This is a genomic window from Pseudomonas sp. IT-P171, assembly GCF_949767765.1.
Lineage (GTDB): Bacteria > Pseudomonadota > Gammaproteobacteria > Pseudomonadales > Pseudomonadaceae > Aquipseudomonas > Aquipseudomonas fluorescens_B.
This window is the reverse complement of sequence record NZ_CATKQN010000055.1, coordinates 382768-404239: the sequence shown is the minus strand read 5'-3', so window position 1 is coordinate 404239 and position 21472 is coordinate 382768. Positions and strand designations below refer to the sequence as shown.

General features: G+C 59.7%; 22 protein-coding genes. 13 read left to right on the top strand and 9 right to left on the bottom strand.

Annotation, left to right across the window (positions count from 1 at the left end):
* The first annotated feature begins 115 nt into the window (after positions 1-115).
* The 3 genes from ACM6I5_RS24105 to ACM6I5_RS24095 all read left to right on the top strand — a co-directional run bounded on the left by ACM6I5_RS24105 (position 116) and on the right by ACM6I5_RS24095 (position 3767).
* Positions 116-1174, top strand: coding sequence for a PA0069 family radical SAM protein (locus ACM6I5_RS24105; protein WP_017341782.1), 1059 nt, complete (start codon positions 116-118; stop codon positions 1172-1174).
* 244 nt (positions 1175-1418) lie between these two features.
* Positions 1419-2150 carry a carbonic anhydrase gene (locus ACM6I5_RS24100; RefSeq protein WP_017341781.1) on the top strand — a complete coding sequence of 244 codons (732 nt, stop codon included), beginning with the start codon at positions 1419-1421 and terminating at the stop codon, positions 2148-2150.
* A 90-nt stretch (positions 2151-2240) separates the two neighbouring features.
* Positions 2241-3767 (top strand): SulP family inorganic anion transporter, encoded by a 1527-nt coding sequence (locus ACM6I5_RS24095; protein ID WP_414880280.1) that lies wholly within the window; start codon positions 2241-2243, stop codon positions 3765-3767.
* Between the two features lie 123 nt (positions 3768-3890).
* Here ACM6I5_RS24095 and ACM6I5_RS24090 read toward each other — a convergent pair whose 3' ends face one another.
* The gene (locus ACM6I5_RS24090; protein ID WP_017341779.1) at positions 3891-4541 is read right to left on the bottom strand and encodes a hypothetical protein; all 651 of its coding nucleotides are present in this window, start codon (positions 4539-4541) and stop codon (positions 3891-3893) included.
* A 370-nt stretch (positions 4542-4911) separates the two neighbouring features.
* Here ACM6I5_RS24090 and coxB point away from each other — a divergent pair, with 370 nt between their 5' ends.
* The 4 genes from coxB to ACM6I5_RS24070 all read left to right on the top strand — a co-directional run bounded on the left by coxB (position 4912) and on the right by ACM6I5_RS24070 (position 9341).
* The gene (gene coxB, locus ACM6I5_RS24085; protein ID WP_017341778.1) at positions 4912-6039 is read left to right on the top strand and encodes a cytochrome c oxidase subunit II; all 1128 of its coding nucleotides are present in this window, start codon (positions 4912-4914) and stop codon (positions 6037-6039) included.
* A gap of 82 nt (positions 6040-6121) precedes the next feature.
* A complete protein-coding gene (gene ctaD, locus ACM6I5_RS24080; RefSeq protein WP_017341777.1) occupies positions 6122-7711 on the top strand; it encodes a cytochrome c oxidase subunit I in 1590 nt (529 codons plus the stop codon).
* 165 nt (positions 7712-7876) lie between these two features.
* Positions 7877-8428, top strand: coding sequence for a cytochrome c oxidase assembly protein (locus ACM6I5_RS24075; protein ID WP_017341776.1), 552 nt, complete (start codon positions 7877-7879; stop codon positions 8426-8428).
* Positions 8429-8453: 25 nt separating this feature from the next.
* Positions 8454-9341 (top strand): cytochrome c oxidase subunit 3, encoded by an 888-nt coding sequence (locus tag ACM6I5_RS24070; protein ID WP_017341775.1) that lies wholly within the window; start codon positions 8454-8456, stop codon positions 9339-9341.
* A gap of 3 nt (positions 9342-9344) precedes the next feature.
* Here ACM6I5_RS24070 and ACM6I5_RS24065 read toward each other — a convergent pair whose 3' ends face one another.
* On the bottom strand, positions 9345-9548 hold the full coding sequence (locus ACM6I5_RS24065) for a twin transmembrane helix small protein (RefSeq protein ID WP_008152470.1): 204 nt from the start codon (positions 9546-9548) through the stop codon (positions 9345-9347).
* A gap of 70 nt (positions 9549-9618) precedes the next feature.
* Between ACM6I5_RS24065 and ACM6I5_RS24060 the strand changes: the two genes are divergently transcribed.
* From ACM6I5_RS24060 to ACM6I5_RS24040, 5 genes are read left to right on the top strand one after another with little or no spacing between them, the layout of a single operon-like run.
* Complete coding sequence (locus ACM6I5_RS24060; protein WP_414884838.1) at positions 9619-10359, top strand: SURF1 family protein; 741 nt, start codon at positions 9619-9621, stop codon at positions 10357-10359.
* Entirely contained in the window at positions 10325-10918 is a 594-nt protein-coding gene (locus ACM6I5_RS24055; protein WP_414884837.1) for a hypothetical protein, read from the top strand. Before ACM6I5_RS24060 ends, ACM6I5_RS24055 begins: the two co-directional genes overlap by 35 nt.
* 10 nt (positions 10919-10928) lie before the next feature.
* Positions 10929-12002: a COX15/CtaA family protein gene (locus tag ACM6I5_RS24050; RefSeq protein ID WP_017341772.1), complete on the top strand. Its 1074-nt coding sequence runs from the start codon at positions 10929-10931 to the stop codon at positions 12000-12002.
* Positions 11990-12889, top strand: coding sequence for a heme o synthase (gene cyoE / locus ACM6I5_RS24045; protein WP_017341771.1), 900 nt, complete (start codon positions 11990-11992; stop codon positions 12887-12889). Before ACM6I5_RS24050 ends, cyoE begins: the two co-directional genes overlap by 13 nt.
* Positions 12886-13521, top strand: a complete 636-nt coding sequence (locus ACM6I5_RS24040; protein ID WP_414884836.1) for an SCO family protein — start codon at positions 12886-12888, stop codon at positions 13519-13521. Before cyoE ends, ACM6I5_RS24040 begins: the two co-directional genes overlap by 4 nt.
* Before the next feature lie 85 nt (positions 13522-13606).
* Here the strand turns inward: ACM6I5_RS24040 and ACM6I5_RS24035 are convergent, their stop codons facing one another.
* The 3 genes from ACM6I5_RS24035 to ACM6I5_RS24025 are packed head-to-tail and all read right to left on the bottom strand — an operon-like array spanning position 13607 to position 16115.
* Positions 13607-14377, bottom strand: coding sequence for a MetQ/NlpA family ABC transporter substrate-binding protein (locus tag ACM6I5_RS24035; protein WP_017341769.1), 771 nt, complete (start codon positions 14375-14377; stop codon positions 13607-13609).
* Positions 14378-14433: 56 nt separating this feature from the next.
* Positions 14434-15108: a methionine ABC transporter permease gene (locus ACM6I5_RS24030; RefSeq protein WP_008002212.1), complete on the bottom strand. Its 675-nt coding sequence runs from the start codon at positions 15106-15108 to the stop codon at positions 14434-14436.
* Complete coding sequence (locus ACM6I5_RS24025) at positions 15108-16115, bottom strand: methionine ABC transporter ATP-binding protein (RefSeq protein WP_017341768.1); 1008 nt, start codon at positions 16113-16115, stop codon at positions 15108-15110. The genes ACM6I5_RS24030 and ACM6I5_RS24025 overlap by 1 nt, the downstream gene beginning before the upstream one ends.
* Positions 16116-16380: 265 nt before the next feature.
* Between ACM6I5_RS24025 and katE the strand changes: the two genes are divergently transcribed.
* Entirely contained in the window at positions 16381-18519 is a 2139-nt protein-coding gene (gene katE, locus ACM6I5_RS24020; RefSeq protein WP_414880281.1) for a catalase HPII, read from the top strand.
* Positions 18520-18638: 119 nt separating this feature from the next.
* On the opposite strand, the gene ACM6I5_RS24015 is transcribed toward katE, so the two are convergent.
* Genes ACM6I5_RS24015 through zur form a run of 4 tightly spaced genes read right to left on the bottom strand, consistent with a single transcriptional unit; the run spans position 18639 to position 21441 of the window.
* Positions 18639-19355, bottom strand: a complete 717-nt coding sequence (locus ACM6I5_RS24015; protein ID WP_017341766.1) for a PA5502 family lipoprotein — start codon at positions 19353-19355, stop codon at positions 18639-18641.
* Between the two features lie 37 nt (positions 19356-19392).
* Positions 19393-20181 carry a zinc ABC transporter permease subunit ZnuB gene (znuB, locus tag ACM6I5_RS24010; RefSeq protein ID WP_017341765.1) on the bottom strand — a complete coding sequence of 263 codons (789 nt, stop codon included), beginning with the start codon at positions 20179-20181 and terminating at the stop codon, positions 19393-19395.
* On the bottom strand, positions 20174-20959 hold the full coding sequence (znuC, locus tag ACM6I5_RS24005; RefSeq protein WP_017341764.1) for a zinc ABC transporter ATP-binding protein ZnuC: 786 nt from the start codon (positions 20957-20959) through the stop codon (positions 20174-20176). Before znuC ends, znuB begins: the two co-directional genes overlap by 8 nt.
* On the bottom strand, positions 20959-21441 hold the full coding sequence (zur, locus tag ACM6I5_RS24000) for a zinc uptake transcriptional repressor Zur (protein WP_017341763.1): 483 nt from the start codon (positions 21439-21441) through the stop codon (positions 20959-20961). The genes znuC and zur overlap by 1 nt, the downstream gene beginning before the upstream one ends.
* Between the last annotated feature and the right edge of the window lie 31 nt (positions 21442-21472).

The window sequence follows — 21472 nt, the reverse complement described above, 5'->3', positions numbered from 1 at the left end:
TCGCCGGCCAACTTCATTGCCAAGAAGTTTCCTGCCCTGTCGGAGTGCCGAACGGCACTGGCCGGCTCGTTCATCCTTCGATACTGTATGCACATACAGCAAAGAGTATTGATCGATGAGCACTCCCTTGCCTCCCCGCGGACGCGGCACCGCCACCAACCCGCACAACCGCTTCGCCCCGAACCGCTCAGTGGCGGAGGACGATGGCTGGTATCAGGAAGCGCCGATGACCCAGGGCACCGAGGTGCGCATCGAGACCGCGAAAACCATCATTACCCGCAACAACTCGCCGGACCTGCCCTTCGATCGTTCGATCAATCCCTATCGCGGTTGCGAGCACGGCTGCATCTATTGCTATGCACGACCCAGCCACGCTTATTGGGACATGTCACCGGGGCTGGATTTCGAAACAAAACTGATTGCCAAGACCAATGCCGCCGATGTGCTGGAAGAGCAACTGTCCAAACGCGGCTATCAATGCGCACCGATCAACCTGGGCTCCAACACCGATCCATACCAGCCCATCGAACGGGAACACAAGATCACCCGCAAAACCCTGGAAGTGCTGCTGCGTTACCGTCACCCGGTGACGATCATCACCAAGGGCTCGCTGATTCTGCGCGACCTGGACCTGCTGGCTGAACTCGCCGAACAACGGCTGGTAGCGGTGATGATCAGCCTGACCACCCTGGACGATGAACTCAAACGCATCCTCGAACCCCGCGCCGCTGCGCCCAAGGCCCGTCTGCGGGCGATCCGCGTAATGCGCGAGGCCGGGATTCCGGTGGGCGTTCTGTGTTCACCGATGATTCCAATGATCAACGACAGCGAGCTCGAAAGCCTGCTGACCGAGGCGCAGGCGGCCGGAGCACAAAGTGCGGCCTACATGATGTTGCGCCTGCCGCTGGAAGTGGCACCGTTGTTCGAGGAATGGCTGGCGGCCCACTATCCTCAGAGAGCAGCCCATGTGTTGAGTCTGATTCGCCAGAGCCGCGGCGGTGAACTGTATGACAGTCGGTTCGGCACCCGAATGCGTGGCGAAGGTCCGTTTGCCGATCTGTTGGCGCAGCGCTTTGCCAAAACCATCAAACGCCTGGGGCTCAATCGACGGGAAGGTTTCAATCTGGATTGCGACGCCTTTTGTCCGCCGGGTCGCCAGATGTCGTTGATTTGAGGACAATTGGCCTATGGTTGAGTAGTAGGAAACGTGCGACATAATTAGCCTGGTCACATTTTTTGTAACCTGTAACGCACGTTCTAGAGCAGTTGATTCAGTTTGAGTTAAGTTTCGGCAGCTACCTTGTTCATCGAGTGACTGACGGGTCGAGATTTCCGACCTGGATGTTTTTTAAACAGCCACTGGCTTCACACCGGACAAAACGGGAAAATTCCCTGACTCCGCCAATGAGGATGAATTCATGAGTGACAAGGATAAACAGCCGTTGGCTGCGTCGGCTTCAGCCCAACCCGAGGCGGAAACCGCCGATGCAGCGTTGAAGCATATCGTTGATGGTTTTTTGCATTTTCATCATGAGATCTTTCCGCAGCAGGAAGAGCTCTTCAAAAAACTCGCCACCGCCCAACAGCCAAGGGCGATGTTCATTACCTGCGCCGACTCGCGCATCGTGCCCGAACTGATCACCCACAGTTCGCCTGGCGATCTGTTCGTGACTCGCAACGTCGGCAACGTCGTACCGCCTTATGGCCAAATGAACGGTGGTGTTTCCACCGCCATCGAGTACGCGGTGCTAGCGCTGGGCGTGCAACACATCATCATCTGCGGCCACTCCGATTGTGGCGCGATGCGTGCCGTGCTCAATCCCGACAGCCTGGAAAAGATGCCCACGGTCAAAGCCTGGCTGCGGCATGCGGAAGTCGCGAAATCCATGGTGCACGACAACTGCAACTGCACCGACGAAAACGAAACAATGCACATCCTCACCGAAGAGAATGTCATCGCCCAACTGCAGCACCTGCGTACTCATCCCTCGGTAGCCTCGCGCATGGCGAACGGTCATCTGTTCATCCATGGCTGGGTCTATGACATCGAAACCAGCGCAATCAAAGCTTATGACGCCGATCAGGGGCGTTTCCTGCCGCTCGATGGCAGCCATCCGATTCCGGTGGCGACGCCCAAAGCGCGCTTCTAAATCTTCCTAAAAATCTGTGTGGTTTGACCCTGGCCGCTGTTTCAGCGGCCAGGCCACGCCATGCCTGAAGAAATCTTCGGGAGAATCACCATGCGTGCTGCGCAACTCAAAGCTGTTCTGCCACGGGAGCTGCTCGCTTCAGTGGTTGTGTTTCTGGTCGCCCTGCCCTTGTGCATGGGCATTGCCATCGCTTCGGGATTACCGCCGGCCAAAGGCCTGATCACCGGCATCATCGGTGGTCTGGTCGTGGGTTGGCTCGCGGGGTCGCCCCTGCAAGTCAGCGGTCCGGCGGCGGGTCTGGCTGTTCTGGTGTTCGAACTGGTGCGCCAGCACGGCATCGCCATGCTCGGGCCGATTCTGCTGCTGGCGGGGTTTCTGCAATTGGTGGCCGGACGTTTGAAACTGGGCTGCTGGTTTCGGGTAACAGCGCCGGCGGTGGTTTACGGCATGCTCGCCGGGATTGGCGTGCTGATCGTATTGTCACAGGTGCATGTGATGCTCGACGCCGTGCCCAAACCGTCGGGGCTGGATAACCTGGCGGCCTTTCCGGCTGCCGTGGCGCAAGCCTTGCCTTCTTTTGGTTGGCAGGCCGGCCTGCTCGGGCTCGCAACCATAGCGGTGATGTACCTGTGGGAAAAATTGCGCCCGCATTCCCTGCGCTTCATTCCGGGAGCGCTCCTGGGTGTAGGCCTGGCGACTGTCGCCAGCCTGATGCTCGCCTTGCAGGTCAAACGCGTGGAGGTCCCGGCCAATCTGGCGGAAGCCATCGACTGGCTGAAACCGGCGGACTTGCTCAATCTTGCTGATCCGACCTTGCTGATCGCGGCCTTCGCTGTCGCCTTCATCGCCAGTGCCGAAACCCTGCTGTCTGCCGCTGCGGTAGACCGCATGCACAGCGGTCAACGCTCGGACTTCGACCGGGAACTCTCGGCGCAAGGCGTCGGCAACATGCTCTGCGGCCTGCTCGGTGCGTTGCCCATGACCGGCGTGATCGTGCGCAGCTCGGCCAATGTGCAGGCTGGCGCCACCACACGACTGTCGACGATATTCCATGGCCTATGGCTGCTGGCGTTCGTGTTGCTGCTGTCCAGCGTGCTGCAGAGCATTCCGGTGGCAAGTTTGGCGGGTGTGCTGGTTTACACCGGTTTCAAACTGGTCGACCTCAAGGCCTTCCGCAGTCTGGGCCGTTATGGCCGGATGCCGATGTTCACCTACGCCGCGACAGCGCTGGCGATTGTCTTCACCGACTTGTTGACCGGCGTCCTGATCGGCTTCGGCCTGACCCTGGCCAAACTGGCGTGGAAAGCCTCGCGGTTGAAGATCAGCCTGATCGATCTGCCCAAGGACGGTGAAATGGAGTTGCGCTTGATCGGGGCTGCGACCTTTCTCAAGGTGCCGGCGTTGACTCAGGTGCTGGGGACCATTCCCGCCGGTGCAACGGTGCATGTGCCGCTCAATAACCTGAGCTATATCGATCACTCGTGCCTGGAGTTGCTTGAAGAATGGGGTCGGGCCAATGCGGCCAAGGGTTCGACGCTGTTGATTGAAGCGCGGGGGTTGAAGCGCAGGCTTGAAGGGCGGTTGCGGACTACCACCGGAGTAGGTTCTACGGCCTGAACATAGACAATGTGGGAGCGGGCTTGCTCGCGAAGGCGCTGAGTCAGTCGACATTAATGTTGAATGACCCACCGCCTTCGCGAGCAAGCCCGCTCCCACAGGGGTTTGGTTTTTTCAGTTGGATCAGGCGGCGGGCTGATCCAGCTCCAGCCCTACGCCCAACCGGCGTGACATGCACGGCCAGCGCTTCCACGCAGCGCCGGTATCGGGGCTGCTGAGTTTCTCGCGATAGGCTTCCACCGACTCCAGCGCAAAGCTTTCATCGTTGAGCATCTCGTCCACGGCGTGATGCACCGCCTCATCCAGTTGGTTGGCAAATTCCTCACCGATCAGTTGGTGAGCAATCAGGTTGGCGACAGTCATGTCCAATGGGATCAGTGGCTGGCCAAAGTGCTTGATGTACAGGTCGTTGACCTCTTCGACAAACCGATGCGCCAGATAGGCTTCGTCCAGCAGGCTGTCGAGCCCGATGTGACCCGCCATGATGGTCGGCGGCTGAAGGAAGTACTGCTCGGCAATTTTCAGCACCGGTTTGATCTGTGACTCGATACCCGCTTCCCTGGCGACTTCATTGGCTGCATCCAGCAGATCAGGAACTTCATCGATGTAGGCGGCGACAAAACGCGTCAACACGCCGTTGGCATCCGCCTCCGGCAATTGGATCGTGGGGTGTAGATGAGGCAGTTTGCTTTCCAGCTGACGCGTCAACAGGCCGGTCTCGGCCTCGTGTTGTTGGGCTTTTTGGATCTGCTCGCGCAATGCGGCGGTGTTCATGAAAACTCCAGGAAACAAAGGCAATGAAATAGGGAAGACATAACTTAGCTTGCATACGAAAAAGGCTAAGACGCATTTGTCATAATTGTTTCATCCTTGAGACATCACAGTTATATCCATTTGCCACCACTCGTCTGCATCCTTCTCCATTCGGGACCTTGAACGCAAGTCCCAGCTGTTTCAGATCATTTACGCCGTCACGTTGCGAGGTGGCAGTCGCTGTCTATACTCGGGTGGGAATGGAGTTAGCTGATGACGCCCGACTGCACACGCAGCAAGGCCCGGCGATTCAAGTTCGTAGTCTGAAATGCCGCTCCCTTGCCGCAGGTGAAAGCCGGCGGGATAACAAGAACGATAAGGGGAACCCGCAATGATGCGACATCCACACGTCTGGATGGGCCTCCTGTTGTGGTCGATTTTCGGTCAGGCGCACGCCGCCTGGACTGTGAATATGGCGCCGGGAGCGACTGAAATCAGTCACGCAGTATTTGACCTGCACATGACCATTTTCTGGATCTGTGTAGTGATCGGCATCATCGTCTTCGGCGCCATGTTCTGGTCGATGATCCTCCACCGTCGCTCGACCGGGCAGGTGGCCGCAAAATTTCATGAAAGCACCACCGTCGAAATCCTCTGGACCATCGTGCCCTTCGTGATCCTGGTGGCCATGGCGGTTCCTGCCACGGCGACCCTGATCAAGATGTACGACGCCAGTGAGCCGGATATCGATATCCAGGTCACCGGTTATCAGTGGAAGTGGCATTACAAATACCTGGGTCAGGACGTCGAGTTCTTCAGCAACCTGGCCACGCCCGCCGACCAGATTCACAACAAGGAAACCAAGGGCGAGCACTACCTGCTGGAGGTCGACAAGCCACTGGTGCTGCCGATTGGCGCCAAGGTGCGCTTCCTGGTGACCTCCGCCGACGTTATCCACTCCTGGTGGGTGCCGGCCTTCGCGGTCAAGCGCGATGCGATTCCGGGGTTCGTCAATGAAGCCTGGACCCGCATCGACAAACCTGGCATCTACCGCGGGCAGTGCGCCGAGTTGTGCGGCAAGGACCACGGTTTCATGCCGATCGTGGTCGAGGTCAAGGAAAAGGCGGATTACGAAAAATGGCTGGGCGAGCGCAAGGCCGAGGCCATGCAGCTCAAAGAGCTGACCAGCAAGGAATGGACCCTCGACGAGCTTAAAGAGCGTGGCGACAAGGTTTATCACACCACTTGCGTGGCCTGTCACCAGGCCGAAGGCCAAGGCTTGCCGCCGATGTTCCCGGCACTCAAGGGCTCGAAAATCGCCACCGGCCCGATCAAGGATCACTTGGGCATCGTCTTCCACGGCAAGCCTGGCACCGCCATGGCGGCGTTCGGCAAGCAGCTCTCGGAAGTCGATATCGCGGCGGTCGTGACCTACGAACGTAACGCCTGGGGCAACAACAAAGGCGACATGGTCACTCCTAAAGAAGTGCTGGAGCTGAAACAGGCGGAAAGCCAATGACCCGGCCTATTGCGCAACCAAGGAACCGGTCGGGGCAGTGCGCCCCGGCCTGCCCAGCCCATCTGTTTGCAGGAGACACGCCATGAGCGCCGTCATTGATGATCATGGTCATGCTACCGATCACGCCCACGGCCCTGCCAAAGGTCTGATGCGCTGGGTGCTGACCACCAACCACAAGGATATCGGCACGCTGTACCTGTGGTTTGCGTTCTCCATGTTCCTCTTGGGCGGTACGTTCGCGATGGTGATTCGCGCCGAACTGTTCCAGCCGGGGTTACAGATCGTCCAGCCGGAATTCTTCAACCAGATGACCACCATGCACGGTCTGGTGATGGTGTTCGGTGCGGTGATGCCGGCGTTCGTCGGCCTCGCCAACTGGATGATCCCGCTGATGATCGGCGCACCGGACATGGCCCTGCCGCGGATGAACAACTTCAGCTTCTGGCTGCTGCCGGCGGCGTTCATCCTGCTGGTGTCGACCCTGTTCACCCCCGGTGGCGGGCCGAACTTCGGCTGGACGTTCTACGCCCCGCTTTCGACGACCTACGCGCCGGAAAGCGTGACGTTCTTCATCTTCGCCATCCACTTGATGGGGATCAGTTCGATCATGGGCGCGATCAACGTGATCGCGACCATCCTCAACTTGCGCGCCCCCGGCATGACGCTGATGAAAATGCCGTTGTTCGTCTGGACCTGGCTGATCACCGCATTCCTGCTGATTGCGGTGATGCCGGTGCTGGCCGGTTGCGTGACGATGATGCTGATGGACATTCACTTCGGCACCAGTTTCTTCAGTGCCGCCGGCGGCGGTGATCCGGTGTTGTTCCAGCACGTGTTCTGGTTCTTCGGTCACCCTGAGGTGTACATCATGATCCTGCCGGCCTTCGGTGCCGTCAGCTCGATCATTCCGGCCTTTTCGCGCAAGCCGCTGTTTGGCTACACCTCGATGGTTTATGCCACGGCCAGTATCGCGTTCCTGTCGTTCATCGTCTGGGCGCACCACATGTTCGTGGTCGGCATTCCGCTGGTGGGCGAGCTGTTCTTCATGTACGCCACGCTGCTGATCGCGGTGCCCACCGGAGTGAAGGTGTTCAACTGGGCGAGCACCATGTGGCAAGGCTCGCTGACCTTCGAGACGCCGATGCTGTTCGCGGTGGCGTTCGTGATCCTGTTTTCCATTGGCGGGTTCTCAGGGTTGATGCTGGCCATCGCCCCGGCAGACTTCCAGTACCAGGACACCTACTTCGTGGTCGCGCATTTCCACTATGTGCTGGTGCCAGGGGCAATCTTCGGGATTTTCGCGTCGGCCTACTACTGGCTGCCGAAATGGACCGGCCACATGTACGACGAAACCCTCGGCAAGCTGCACTTCTGGCTCTCGTTCATCGGCATGAACATGGCGTTCTTCCCGATGCACTTCGTGGGGCTGGCGGGCATGCCGCGGCGGATTCCGGACTACAACCTGCAATTCGCCGACTTCAACATGGTGTCGTCGATCGGCGCGTTCATGTTCGGTGCCACGCAGATCTTCTTCCTGTTCATCGTGATCAAGACCATCCGCGGCGGCCCGCCAGCACCGGCCAAACCGTGGGATGGCGCGGAAGGCCTGGAGTGGAGCATCCCGTCACCGGCGCCGTATCACACCTTCACTACGCCGCCGGAAGTGAAATGAACACACAAACTCCTGTGGGAGCGGGCTTGTGTGGCGAGGGAGCTTGCTCCCGTTCGGCTGCGAAGCAGACGCAAAACTTTTGGGGCCGCTTCGCGACCCAGCGGGAGCAAGCTCCCTCGCCACAAAGGCCCACTCCTATCGGGTTATGCGTAGAGGCTGGAAATCATGGCTGACTCGATTTCGATGAAGAAGCTGGTCACCCGCCTGCTGCTGGTAGTGGTGGCGATGTTTATTTTCGGGTTTGCCCTGGTGCCGATCTACGACGTGATGTGCAAGGCATTCGGCATCAATGGCAAGACTGGCGGCCAGTATGAGGGCGAACAAACCGTCGATACCTCGCGGCAGGTCCGCGTGCAGTTCCTGTCGACCAACTCGGCTGACATGTCCTGGGATTTCTACCCCAAGAGCGACGAGCTGACGGCCAACCCGGGGGCGGTGAACGAGATGATCTTCATCGCGCACAACCCCACTGACAAGCCGATGAGCGCGCAAGCGGTGCCGAGCATCGCGCCGAGCGCCGCGGCGGCGTATTTCCACAAGACCGAATGTTTCTGCTTTACCCAGCAAGTGCTGCAGCCCGGTCAACGGATCGAGATGCCGGTACGTTTCATCGTTGACCGTGACATGCCCAAGGATGTGAAGCACCTGACGCTGTCCTACACGCTGTTCGATATCACCGCCCGACATCCACCGGTGGCTGTAAATACTGGCGGCTGAGCGTGCCCGATAAGGAGAACAATAAATGGCAACTCATGAACATTATTACGTTCCGGCCCAGAGCAAATGGCCAATCATCGCCACGGTCGGGATGTTCGTCACCGTGTTCGGCCTGGCCACCTGGTTCAACGATCTGAAAGCGGCGCGGCCGGAATCCCACGGCCCGCTGATTTTTTTCGTCGGCGGCCTGCTGCTGGCGTACATGCTGTTCGGCTGGTTCGGCACGGTCATCAAGGAAAGTCGCGGCGGCTTGTACAGCGCGCAGATGGACCGCTCGTTCCGCTGGGGCATGAGCTGGTTCATTTTCTCGGAGGTGATGTTCTTTATCGCGTTCTTCGGTGCGCTGTTTTACGTGCGCCACGTTTCCGGTCCGGCCCTCGGCGGTGAAGGTCCCAAAGGCATCGCACATATGCTCTGGCCGAACTTCGAATTCGTCTGGCCATTGCTGAACAACCCTGATTCCAAACTGTTTCCGCCGCCGAAGGAAGTTATCAGTCCCTGGGGCTTGCCGCTGATCAATACCATTCTATTGGTGAGCTCCAGCGTCACCGTGACCATAGCCCACCACGCCTTGAAAAAAGGCCACCGCGGCGCATTGAAAATCTGGCTGGCGATCACCGTGTTGCTGGGCTGCGCGTTCCTCGGTTTTCAGGCCGAAGAGTACCTGCATGCCTACCACGAACTGGGCCTGACCCTGGGTTCGGGCATCTACGGCGCGACGTTCTTCATGCTCACCGGTTTCCACGGCGCTCACGTCACTATCGGCACCATCATTCTCTTCGTGATGCTGATGCGGGTCATGCGTGGGCATTTCGATAACGAGCACCAGTTCGGCTTCGAGGCGGCGAGTTGGTACTGGCACTTCGTGGACGTGGTGTGGATCGGACTGTTCGTTTTCGTCTACGTGCTCTGAGGCTTACCAGGGCACATGCGACACCAGCTGGCCGCTGAAAAAACCCCAGGCGATCAAGCCGACGGTGATGGCGGCCAGGGCAACACGAACACTCAAGGCAATGACGAGGCGGTTCGAGCTGCTGTCGTCCTTGACCAGAAAAAACAGGCCGCTGAACAGGCTGACAACCGTGGCAATCAGCATCAGGACGATGGCTGCTTTGAGCATGGTGGGACTCCGGGGGAAAGGCGATGCACTTGAGTATAGCTATCGCGACTACCGACTTTCTGGCGAAGCCATGAAGCGCTTTCGGCCGGGCATCGTACCGACGCTGGTGGTCGCGCTCCTGCTGCCGCTGCTGGTCTCGCTCGGCTTCTGGCAACTGAGCCGGGGCGCGGAGAAAAGCGCGTTGCTGCACACCTATGCCGAGCGCCGTGCCGCCGCGCCGATGGCCAGCACCGAGCTGCAACACACCGAAGATCCGGCGTTTCGCCGGGTTCGCCTGCACGGCCAGTTCGATGCGGCGCACAGCCTGTTGCTGGATAACCGCCAGCGCGACGGCAAAGTCGGCGTTGAGCTGCTGCAACCGTTTCAGGAGCAGGCGACCGGACTGTGGCTGCTGGTCAATCGCGGCTGGCTGCCGTGGCCGGACCGGCGCGCACCGCCGCAATTCACCACGCCGACTCAGGCCTTGAGCCTGGATGCCTGGGTCTACGTCTCGCCCGGCGCGACCTTTCAATTGCAGGCCGATCCGAGCACCACCACCTGGCCTCGATTAGTCACCGCAGTCGAACCTTCCAAGCTCTGGGCGGCGCTGGACCGTGACGGGTTCGCCTACGAATTACGCGCAGAAACCGGCCCCGCGTCCTACCAGGCCGATTGGCCGGTAGTGGCCATGGGGCCGGAAAAACACATCGCTTATGCCGTGCAGTGGTTCGCCATGTCGATCGCCCTGCTCGGCCTCTACGTCTATCTCGGTTGGCACAACGCAAAGGAGAAACACCATGGGAGCGGCCATGAATCCACCCAGCATGTCTGAGGCGAAAACGCCGGCGAACCGGCGCAAGGGTCGCTTGCAGTTGCTGCTGATCCTGCTTGGGGTGATCGGTCCGATGATCCTCGCCACCGGCATGTACAAGTTGCAGTTCTGGGTGCCGGAAGGTCGCAGCTATCACGGCGAGCTGATCGGCAACGGCCAGACCCGCGCCAACCTTGGCGTGCAGGCGCAGGAGGACCGCTGGCAATTGCTGGTCACTGCGCCCAAGGAGTGTTCGGTTGATTGCCAGCAGTTGGTGTATCTGGCGCGACAAGTCCAGATCGGCCTTGGCCGTGATGCCGGGCGCGCCAGTCACGCCCTGGCCGCCGCGCAACCGCTGAACAGCGACTACGACGCCAAGCTGACCCGCGAATACCCGCAGCTGCAGCGTTATCCCATGGACCTGACCACGTTCAGCAAGACCACTGGCGATCAAACCGTGCCGCAGCTGTGGATCATCGACCCGCACGGCAATCTGGTGCTGCGCTACGACCCAACCGTGAAAGGCAAGGACTTGCTCAATGACCTGCGCCATTTGCTGAAACTGTCGAACATCGGATAAGGGCATCGTCATGGCCAAACCTGGATTTCGCCTCGCGCTGTTTGCCACCTTGCTGGCACTGATCGTGGTGTTGCTCGGTGCCTACACCCGCCTGACCCACGCCGGCCTCGGTTGCCCGGACTGGCCGGGCTGCTACGGCTTTATCAGCGTGCCGAAAAGCGAAGCCCAGCTGGCTCATGCCGAACTGCATTTTCCCGATGCCCCGGTCGAGGCGCACAAGGGCTGGAACGAAATGGTCCACCGCTACTTTGCCGGCACACTGGGGTTGCTGATTTTGGTACTGGCCGGGCGCGCCTGGGTGCATCGTCGGCATCCGGGGCAACCGGTGAAGCTGCCATTGTTCCTGTTGGCAGTGGTAATCGCCCAAGCGGCGTTCGGCATGTGGACGGTAACGCTCAAGCTTTGGCCACAAGTGGTGACCGGGCATTTGCTCGGGGGTTTCGCAACGTTGAGCCTGTTGTTTCTGCTGACCTTGCGCCTGTCCGGCGTACTGCCGGCGCTGACGGTGCCGCGGCGTTTGCAGTACTGGGCGACGGCCGGATTGCTGTTGGTGATCCTGCAAATCGCCCTCGGTGGCTGGGTCAGCTCCAACTACGCGGCGGTGGCTTGCATCGACTTTCCGACCTGTCACGGGCAATGGCTGCCGCCCGCTGATTTCGCCAACGGCTTTCATCTGACCCAACACATCGGCCCCAATTACCTGGGCGGGCAGCTCGACAGCGATGCGCGCACGGCGATTCACCTGACTCACCGCATTGGCGCGCTGTTGGTGACGCTGGTGCTGTTCGGTCTGGCGTGGCAACTGAAAGTCGTCGGCATGACACGCCTGGCGGGACTGGTGCTGATTGCTCTCGCCGCACAGATCACCCTCGGCATCAGCAACGTGCTGTTTCACCTGCCGCTGCCGGTGGCTGTCGCGCATAACGCCGGCGGCGCAGCGCTGTTGCTGACAATGGTGCTGGTCAATTACCACGCCCGTACCAGTCTGGTTCGGGTCAAACAACCGACGCGCTGGCGCTTCAGCCCGCGCAAACACTCGGCCGGGCCCATAACAATAAAAGGAGAGATGCCATGGCGACTCTGATCGGCGCACGTCACAGCCAGGCGATCTGGCGTGACTACCTGGAGCTGACCAAGCCGAAAGTGGTGGTGCTGATGCTCATCACCTCGCTGGTCGGCATGTTCCTCGCGACCCGCGCCGGGGTGCCATGGACGGTGCTGGTGTTCGGCAATCTGGGGATCGCGTTGTGTGCCGGCGGGGCGGCGGCGGTCAATCATGTGGTGGACCGGCGGATCGATGCGGTGATGGCGCGCACACACAAACGGCCCTTGGCTGAAGGCCGGGTGTCACCGAAGGCTGCGCTGACATTTGCATTGGTGCTGGCGGTGCTGGGTCAGGCGTTGTTGCTGGCGTTCACCAATCCACTGACGGCGTGGCTGACCCTGGCTTCCCTGCTCGGTTACGCCGTGGTCTATACCGGTTTCCTCAAACGCGCGACGCCACAGAACATCGTCATCGGCGGCCTGGCCGGTGCCGCCCCGCCGCTGCTCGGCTGGACCGCAGCCACGGGCCACGTCAGTGCCGAACCGCTGTTGCTGGTGCTGATCATCTTCGCCTGGACCCCGCCGCACTTCTGGGCGCTGGCGATCCATCGCAAAGAGGAATACGCCAAGGCCGATATTCCGATGCTGCCGGTGACCCATGGCGAGCACTACACGAAAATTCATATCCTGCTTTATACCTTCGCGTTGCTGGCCGTCAGCCTGATGCCGTACGTGATTCACATGAGCGGCGTCCTCTACCTGATTTGCGCCGTCGGGCTTGGCGCGAGGTTCCTGCAATGGGCCGTCGTGCTGTACCGTGGCACTCGGCCGCACGCGGCGATCAGCACGTTCAAGTACTCTATCTGGTACTTGTTCCTGCTGTTTATCGCGCTGCTCGTAGACCACTACCTACTGTTGAACCTATGACTCGAACCCAGAAAACCGTCTTCATCCTTGTCGCCCTGATCGCGCTGGTCCTGGGCCTGACCATCAACAAAGTGCTGTCCGGCAAAGGCCAGGGTGACCCTACGGCACTGATCGACGCCGGGATTATCCTGTTGCCGCAAAGCCGCAACCTGCCGGACGTGACGATGACCGATCAGGACGGCAAACCGGTGGCGGTCAATGCGTTGAAAGACAAGTGGTCGTTGCTGTTCTTCGGCTACACCTTCTGCCCGGACATCTGCCCGACCACCCTCGCCCAGCTGCGCCAGATCAAGAGCGAATTGCCGCCGGAGGCTGTGGATAAATTGCAGATCACCCTGGTAAGCGTCGATCCGAACCGCGATACACCCAAGCAGCTCAAGCAATACCTGGGTTACTTCGACCCGCAGTTTCAAGGGCTGACGGCGGCCTCGGTCGAGGACATTCAGAAGCTGGCCAACGCGGTGAGCATTCCGTTCATTCCGGCGGACACCAGCAAGCCGAATTACACGGTTGATCACAGCGGCAACCTGGCGGTGATCGGGCCGGACGGGACGCAGCGCGGGTTCATCCGGGCGCCGTTGAACAACGCCAAGTTGGTGGCGCAGTTGCCGGTGATGCTTAACCGCAAATAACACCCGGCTCCTGCAGGGTCCGTGTTTCAGGCATAAAAAAATGGGGCGCATTTGAATGCGCCCCATTTTTCGTTACAGCTTCAGATCAGAACGCCGGCACTACCGCGCCTTTGTACTTCTCGAGAATGAAGGCTTTCACTTCCGGGCTGTGCAGCGCGGTAACCAGCTTCTTCATGTCTTCGCTGTCCTTGTCGTCCGGACGGGCAACGAGGATGTTCACGTACGGCGAGTCGCTGCCTTCGATAACCAGCGCATCCTTGGCCGGATCAAGCTTGGCTTCCAGCGCGTAGTTGGTGTTGATCAGCGCCAGGTCGACCTGGGTCAGTACGCGCGGGAGGGTCGCGGCTTCCAGTTCGCGGAATTTCAGGTCCTTGGTGTTCTCGGTGATGTCCTTGACGGTCGACAGAATGTTGTTCGAATCCTTCAACTTGATCAGGCCAGCCTTCGCCAGCAGCAACAGCGCGCGGCCGCCGTTGGTGGCGTCGTTAGGGATCACTACGTTGGCGCCGCCCGGCAGTTCGGTCAGCGCTTTGTACTTGCTCGAATAAGCGCCCAAGGGTTCCAGGTGCACACCGGCCACGGAAATCAGGTTGGTGCCCTTGGCCTTGTTGAACTCATCGAGGTACGGCTGGTGCTGGAAGAAGTTGGCATCCAGGCGTTTCTCGGCCACTTGCACGTTCGGCTGGATGTAGTCGGTGAAGACTTTGACTTTCAGGTCCACGCCTTCCTTGGCCAGGGCCGGTTTCACGAATTCGAGGATTTCTGCGTGCGGGACCGGGGAGGCCGCAACGGTCAGGGTGCCGGCGTGGGCGGAAAAAGCTGCAACAGCAGCGAACGCGACGAGTAGTTTTTTCATTCAGCAAACTCCTTGTGAGGCGCATGGCGCCTGCCAGCGAATGGCCGGCTCATGACTTATTTACGCGAGAAGTGTACGACCAGCTTATCGCCAACGGTTTGCAACACTTGAACCAGGACCAGCAGCAATACCACGGTGACGACCATCACATCGGTCTGGAAACGCTGGTAGCCAAAACGGATCGCCAGGTCACCCAGACCACCCGCACCCACCACGCCGGCCATCGCCGTGTAAGACACCAGTGTAATAGCTGTCACCGTAATCGCCGCGAAGATGCCCGGGCGGGCTTCTGGCAGCAAGGCATTGGTGATGATCTGACGTGTCGTCGCGCCCATGGCCTGTGTCGCTTCGATGATGCCGCGATCCACCTCACGCAGGGCGGTTTCCACCAGTCGTGCGAAGAACGGCGTGGCACCCACCACCAGCGGAGGAATTGCACCGGCAACACCTAGCGAAGTGCCGGTGATCAACACGGTGAACGGAATCATCACGATCAGCAAAATGATGAAGGGCAGCGAGCGCAGAATGTTCACCACCAGCGACAACATTGCGTATACGCCTTTGGCTTCCAGCAACTGACGCGGGCTGCAAAGGAACAACAGCACGCCTAGCGGAAGGCCCAGCAGCACGGTGAACAACAGCGAACCGCCGAGCATCAGCAGGGTATCGCCAGTGGCCAGCCAGATTTCGAACCAGTCGATATTGGCGAAGAAACTTGTCAGGGCTTCCATCAGCGCAGCACCTCCATGTGGACATCAGCCGCGGTGAAGCGGGCAAACGCCGCCTCCATGTCGCCGCCGGTGACCGCCAGGGTCAATTGCCCGTAGGGGATGTCTTTGATGCGGTCGATACGACCGGCCAGGATGCTGTAGTCCACGCCCGTTTCCCGAGCGACAGTCCCCAGCAATGGCGCGTAGGTCGCTTCGCCCTGGAAGGTCAGGCGCACGATACGGCCTGGCACGTGAGCAAAATCGTCGCGCTGTTCGCTTTCGTCGATCTGCTCGTCTTCCTGCACGAAACGCTTGGTAGTCGGGTGCTTGGGATGCAGGAACACCTCGGCCACCGAACCTTGCTCGACGATCACACCCGCGTCCATGACCGCAACCTGGTCACAGACGCGACGGATCACATCCATCTCGTGGGTGATCAGGACGATGGTCAGCTTCAGCTCGCGGTTGATCTCGGCCAGCAATTGCAGGACCGACGCTGTGGTCTGCGGGTCCAGGGCGCTGGTGGCTTCATCGCACAGCAGGATTTTCGGCTTGGTCGCCAGCGCACGAGCAATCCCGACGCGCTGCTTTTGGCCGCCGGACAACTGCGCCGGGTACTTTTTGGCGTGATCGGACAAGCCAACCCGCGCCAGCAACTCGGCCACACGCTGGTCGATCTCGCTGCGCGACAATTCGCCCGCAAGGGTCAGCGGCAACGCGACGTTGTCGGCAACGGTCTTGGACGCCAGCAGGTTGAAGTGCTGGAAAATCATCCCGACCTGCTGACGAAAACGTCGCAGGCTGTTGGCGTCGAGCGCCGTGACTTCTTCGCCGTCGACGATGATCTTGCCGCCACTGGAGTTCTCCAGGCGATTGATCAGACGCAGCAGAGTACTTTTTCCCGCACCGGAATGACCGATCAGGCCGAAGACCTGACCGTTTTCAATCGTCAGACTGGTCGGGTGCAGGGCGGGAATATCCTTACCGGCGACGCGGTAGGTTTTATGGACGTTTTGAAACTCGATCACGTAGCGAACCTTGTGGGGCGCGTTAGAAAAGGATCAGCGGTTAGCCGGGCGCGCATTTTAGCCTGTCCGTATAGAGGTTATTAGCATTTATTCCGCATTCAACCTTTCATTTGGCAATAACGCGATCAAAGGTCATAAAAAAGGAACGGCTAAAAACCCCATCAGTCACTAATAAGGCAACTCGAAAACGCCCCCCGGTGCCGTGCCTGGGGAATACATAAGAGTCCTGGCTACGGCAGGAATCGCAACGAGGAGTTAACGACTGATGAGTACTAAAAAGCCTGCCGCACCTAAAAGCGCAATGGCCGGGACCGACACACTGGACCGCGGCAACACCAATGCCAAGCTCGACAGCCTGGAAAAATTCCGCTCCGACGCCACCGAACAGGCCCTGCGCACTAACCAGGGCGTGAAGGTTTCGGACAATCAGAACACGTTGAAAGTCGGCGCCCGCGGGCCATCGTTGCTGGAAGATTTCATCATGCGTGAAAAGATCACGCACTTTGACCATGAACGGATCCCGGAGCGCATCGTCCATGCCCGGGGCACTGGGGCTCATGGTTTTTTCCAGACCTATGAAAACCATTCCGTACTGACCAAGGCCGGTTTCTTACAGGACCCGGGTAAGAAAACCCCGGTCTTCGTACGATTTTCCACGGTGCAAGGCCCGCGCGGGTCAGGCGATACCGTGCGCGATGTACGCGGTTTCGCCGTGAAGTTCTTCACCGACGAAGGCAACTTCGACTTGGTGGGGAACAACATGCCGGTGTTTTTCATACAGGACGCGATCAAGTTTCCTGACTTCGTTCACGCGGTAAAACCGGAGCCACACAACGAGATTCCTACGGGCGGTTCGGCGCACGACACCTTCTGGGACTTTGTCTCGCTGGTTCCGGAATCAGCGCACATGGTGATGTGGGCAATGTCCGACCGGGCGATCCCGAAAAGCCTGCGCAGCATGCAGGGCTTTGGCGTGCACACATTCCGGCTGATCAACGCCGAGGGCAAATCACGCTTCGTCAAATTCCACTGGCGCCCTTCCGCCGGGACCTGCTCGCTGGTCTGGGATGAAGCCCAGAAGCTCGCCGGTAAAGACACCGACTACCACCGCCGCGATCTCTGGGAATCAATCGAGATGGGCGATTACCCGGAATGGGAATTGGGCGTACAGGTCGTCGAGGAGGAAAACGAACATGCCTTCGATTTCGACATTCTCGACCCGACCAAAATCATTCCCGAGGAAATCGTACCCATCACCCCACTGGGCAAAATGGTGCTCAACCGCAACCCGGACAACTTTTTCGCCGAAACCGAGCAGGTCGCTTTCTGCCCGGGGCACATCGTGCCGGGGATCGATTTCTCCAACGATCCGTTGCTGCAAGGTCGGTTGTTTTCCTACACCGATACGCAAATCAGCCGACTCGGCGGGCCGAATTTTCACGAGATCCCGATCAACCGTCCGGTCGCCCCCTTCCATAATGGCCAACGGGATGCGATGCACCGCACCACCATCGACAAGGGTCGCGCGTCCTACGAGCCGAACTCCATCGACGGTGGTTGGCCGAAGGAAACACCGCCCGCCGCGCAGGATGGTGGTTTCGAGACGTATCCAGAGCGCATCGATGCCAACAAGATCCGCCAGCGCAGCGAGTCGTTCAGCGATCACTTTTCTCAAGCGCGACTGTTCTTTCACAGCATGAGCAAACACGAGCAGGAACACATCATTGCGGCCTACAGCTTTGAGCTGGGCAAGGTTGAGCGGGAATTTATCCGTGCGCGCGAAGTGAATGAGATCCTTGCCAACATCGACCTGGAACTGGCCAAGCGTGTGGCGCAGAACCTTGGCTTGCCGGCACCGAAGGCCGGGACGGTCGATGTACCGAAAATATCCCTGGACCGTTCACCCGCCCTGAGCCAGGCCAATTTGTTGCCCGGCGATATCAAAACCCGAAAAGTCGCGATTCTGGCGGCCAACGGTGTCGATGGCGTTGCAATCGATGCCATGAAGAAAGCGCTGAAAGCTGAAGGCGCGCACGCCAAGTTGCTCGGCCCGACGTCCGCCCCGGTGACAACGGCCGATGGCAAGTCGCTGCCGGTGGATGCCTCCATGGAAGGCATGCCATCCATCGCCTTCGATGCGGTCTTTGTGCCAGGTGGCGCGGCATCCATCAAAGCGTTGAGCGGTGATGGCGTGGCGCTGCATTACGTGCTTGAGGCGTATAAGCATTTGAAGGCTATCGCGCTGCAAGGCGAGGCCAAGCAACTGCTGGATATGTTGAAACTGGAAGCTGATGCGGGGTTGATCGTGGGGACGGACGCGAAGTTGATCAAAGCGTTTTTCGCGGCGATCGGGCAGCATCGGGTTTGGGATCGGGAACCTAAGGCCAAGGCGATTCCGGCTTAGGTTGTGAATCAATAGCAAGGACGCTATCGCGAGCAGGCTCGCTGCCACAGGGTTATGGGTTCACCACAAATATAGGGTCACCTCAATCCACTGTGGGAGCGAGCCTGCTCGCGATGCTTTTAAGGTTTACGCGGACTCAAGACAATCTGCGCCGGAATGTTGCGCACGATCTGCTTCTGAAGATTCAGATCGAAATTCGAGTCCAGCTTCTTCACCCGCTTGGTCAACAACGTCGCCAACCAAGGATAATCCTGCGTGCGCGGCGCCTGAATGCTCACGTCGCACTGGTAATTCACTACATCGGCCGCGATCGCATCCAGTTGCCGACGAAGTTTGCCCATATCGGTGAGATTCAGCGCTACCGTGGTGCTTTCAGCGGTCGGATCAATCACCTTCGCCTGCGGTTTAGCCTCGGCAGCCAGCAGCGCCGCTTCAGCTCTATCGAGCTCTGCCTTGCGCGCATTGACGATCGCGTTGTTGACCCCACCGGTCAGCGCCGGCGCCTTGGGCATCAGTGCCCGCGCCCGGCTCAGGGCGGTGGCAGCAGCATTCACATCGCCTTTTTGCAGCACGATCTGGCTGCGTTGCAGATAGGCTTCGGCGAGTTGCCGTTGGTACTGCACAAGCGATGGGTCGTTTGGCGACCCGGCCTGCAAGGCAGCCAGTTGATCTTCAGCAGTGGCCAGTTCGCTGCTGGCGAGGCTTTGCTCGAGCTGTGCGATGGCCGTGGCCTGCGCATCAGTGACCTCGGTGGCCGCTGGTGGCGTGCTTTGACAGGCGCCCAGTAGCAGCGAAAATGCAACAAGGAGCAGATAACGGGAGGCTAACAGCTTCATTCCTGCGACTCTCTATTTGCGCAAAAAACGAGCAAGTCTACACCCCTCGACGGGGCAGGACAAAACTCAGCAGAAACAGCGCGGCGGCCGTCACCACGATCGACGGGCCTGCCGGGGTGTCCTTGAACCATGACAATGCCAACCCGCCACACACCGCGAGCATGCCCAGCAGGCTCGCCCCCAGTGCCATCTGTTCCGGCGACCGGGCGTGACGTTGTGCCGCAGCCGCAGGGATGATCAACAGCGATGTAATCAACAACACACCGACGATTTTCATCGCTACCGCGATCACCACGGCGATCAGCAACATCAGGGTCAGGCGCAGCGCCGGCACCGGCAAACCTTCCACCCTGGCCAGCTCTTCATGCACCGTGATCGCCAGCAAAGGCCTCCACAGCGTCACCAGCAGGGCCAGAACGGCCGCGCTACCGCCGAGAATCCACGCCAGATCGGTCGGGCTTATCGCCAGCAAGTCGCCGAACAGATAGGCCATCAGGTCGATCCGCACTTCGTGCATGAAGCTTAGTACCACCAAGCCCAAAGAGAGCGTGCTCGGTGCGAGAATTCCCAAAAGCGTGTCGGATGCCAGTGGCTGACGCTGTTGCAAGGTCACCAGCAACACCGCCAACAACAAACAGCCGACGGTAACGGCTACCGTCGGGCTGACATCCAGCAGAAAGCCCAACGCCACGCCGAGCAAGGCTGCGTGAGACAGGGTGTCGCCAAAATAAGCCATGCGCCGCCAGACCACGAAAGATCCCAACGGACCCGCCACCAGCGCCAGGGCCAGGCCTGCAAGCAGGGCGTAGAGCAGAAAATCAGCCATGCTTGCAGCTATCTCCATGAACGTGGGGTTGGGCCGTCGGGGCCGTGGTGACCACCGAACCATGCAGATCATGGGCGTGGTCGTGATGGTGGTGATAAATCGCCAGGCTTTGTGCGTTCTTTCCGAACAACTCGACGAAAGCCGGATCGCCGCTGACCTGCTCGGGATGACCGGAACAGCAGACATGACGGTTGAGGCAGACCACTTGATCGGTGGTACTCATGACCAGATGCAAATCGTGGGAAACCATCAACACGCCGCAACCGTGACGATCACGCAGACGGGTGATCAGGCTGTACAACTCGGCCTGCCCCGCTACGTCGACGCCCTGCACCGGCTCGTCCAGCACTAGCAATTCAGGCTCGCGCAACAGCGCCCGGGCCAGCAGCACGCGCTGCATTTCACCACCGGAAACGCTTTGCACCGGGCTGTCGATCACCTGTTCGGCGCCCACTTCCTTGAGTGCCGCCAACGCACGCGTGCGATCCACACCGGGCACCAGCCGCAAGAAGCGCAGCACCGACAACGGGAGCGTCGGATCGACGTGAAGTTTTTGCGGCATGTAACCGACCCGCAGTTTCGGCTTGCGCCACACACTGCCGCTGTCCGGCTTCAACAAACCGAGCACCGCCCGCACGAGGGTGGTTTTGCCTGCACCGTTGGGACCGATCAGGGTAACGATCTGCCCCGGTTCGACGCTCAGTTCGATGTTATCCAGCACGTTTTGCCCGGCAAAGGTGACGGCAACCTGCTCAAGGCGGATCAGCGCGTTGCTCATCAAGCCCCCTGGCAACCCGAACAGACGCCGACCACTTCAACGGTCTGGCTTTCAACGACGAATCCGACATCCCTGGCGCTGCCGATGATCGCGTCGCTGATGGACTTCTGCTCAAGTTCGATGGCGGCGTGGCATTCACGGCAGATCAGGAACTGGCCCTGGTGGGCGTGTTCCGGGTGATTGCAGCCGACGAAGGCGTTCAGCGAGGAGATGCGGTGCACCAGACCGTTTTCCAGCAGGAAATCCAGCGCGCGGTACACGGTCGGTGGCGCGGCGCGGCGGCCATCCTGCTCGCTGAGCACGGCAAGAATGTCGTAGGCACCCAGCGGCTTGTGGCTTTGCCACACCAGTTCCAGCACCCGCCGGCGCAAGGCGGTCAGGCGCAGGCCTTGACGTGCGCACAGGGCATCGGCCTCAGACAGTGCGCTGTGAACGCAATGAGAGTGGTCGTGGGGACGGCTGGCAATCGGTGTTTTAGGCATGAGCGGCGACGAGTTTTGTGAGAGACGTTAT

What these genes read in the sequence shown, in the direction of transcription:
- znuC (WP_017341764.1), bottom strand. Translation starts at nt 20,959, where the DNA reads ATGAGCAACGCGCTGATCCGCCTTGAGCAGGTTGCCGTCACCTTTGCC.
- ACM6I5_RS24055 (WP_414884837.1), top strand. Translation starts at nt 10,325, where the DNA reads ATGGGAGCGGCCATGAATCCACCCAGCATGTCTGAGGCGAAAACGCCG.
- ACM6I5_RS24035 (WP_017341769.1), bottom strand. Translation starts at nt 14,377, where the DNA reads ATGAAAAAACTACTCGTCGCGTTCGCTGCTGTTGCAGCTTTTTCCGCC.
- ACM6I5_RS24090 (WP_017341779.1), bottom strand. Translation starts at nt 4,541, where the DNA reads ATGAACACCGCCGCATTGCGCGAGCAGATCCAAAAAGCCCAACAACAC.
- coxB (WP_017341778.1), top strand. Translation starts at nt 4,912, where the DNA reads ATGATGCGACATCCACACGTCTGGATGGGCCTCCTGTTGTGGTCGATT.
- ACM6I5_RS24070 (WP_017341775.1), top strand. Translation starts at nt 8,454, where the DNA reads ATGGCAACTCATGAACATTATTACGTTCCGGCCCAGAGCAAATGGCCA.
- ACM6I5_RS24040 (WP_414884836.1), top strand. Translation starts at nt 12,886, where the DNA reads ATGACTCGAACCCAGAAAACCGTCTTCATCCTTGTCGCCCTGATCGCG.
- zur (WP_017341763.1), bottom strand. Translation starts at nt 21,441, where the DNA reads ATGCCTAAAACACCGATTGCCAGCCGTCCCCACGACCACTCTCATTGC.
- cyoE (WP_017341771.1), top strand. Translation starts at nt 11,990, where the DNA reads ATGGCGACTCTGATCGGCGCACGTCACAGCCAGGCGATCTGGCGTGAC.
- ACM6I5_RS24015 (WP_017341766.1), bottom strand. Translation starts at nt 19,355, where the DNA reads ATGAAGCTGTTAGCCTCCCGTTATCTGCTCCTTGTTGCATTTTCGCTG.
- znuB (WP_017341765.1), bottom strand. Translation starts at nt 20,181, where the DNA reads ATGGCTGATTTTCTGCTCTACGCCCTGCTTGCAGGCCTGGCCCTGGCG.
- ACM6I5_RS24050 (WP_017341772.1), top strand. Translation starts at nt 10,929, where the DNA reads ATGGCCAAACCTGGATTTCGCCTCGCGCTGTTTGCCACCTTGCTGGCA.
- ACM6I5_RS24100 (WP_017341781.1), top strand. Translation starts at nt 1,419, where the DNA reads ATGAGTGACAAGGATAAACAGCCGTTGGCTGCGTCGGCTTCAGCCCAA.
- ctaD (WP_017341777.1), top strand. Translation starts at nt 6,122, where the DNA reads ATGAGCGCCGTCATTGATGATCATGGTCATGCTACCGATCACGCCCAC.
- ACM6I5_RS24030 (WP_008002212.1), bottom strand. Translation starts at nt 15,108, where the DNA reads ATGGAAGCCCTGACAAGTTTCTTCGCCAATATCGACTGGTTCGAAATC.
- ACM6I5_RS24105 (WP_017341782.1), top strand. Translation starts at nt 116, where the DNA reads ATGAGCACTCCCTTGCCTCCCCGCGGACGCGGCACCGCCACCAACCCG.
- ACM6I5_RS24075 (WP_017341776.1), top strand. Translation starts at nt 7,877, where the DNA reads ATGGCTGACTCGATTTCGATGAAGAAGCTGGTCACCCGCCTGCTGCTG.
- ACM6I5_RS24060 (WP_414884838.1), top strand. Translation starts at nt 9,619, where the DNA reads ATGAAGCGCTTTCGGCCGGGCATCGTACCGACGCTGGTGGTCGCGCTC.
- ACM6I5_RS24095 (WP_414880280.1), top strand. Translation starts at nt 2,241, where the DNA reads ATGCGTGCTGCGCAACTCAAAGCTGTTCTGCCACGGGAGCTGCTCGCT.
- katE (WP_414880281.1), top strand. Translation starts at nt 16,381, where the DNA reads ATGAGTACTAAAAAGCCTGCCGCACCTAAAAGCGCAATGGCCGGGACC.
- ACM6I5_RS24065 (WP_008152470.1), bottom strand. Translation starts at nt 9,548, where the DNA reads ATGCTCAAAGCAGCCATCGTCCTGATGCTGATTGCCACGGTTGTCAGC.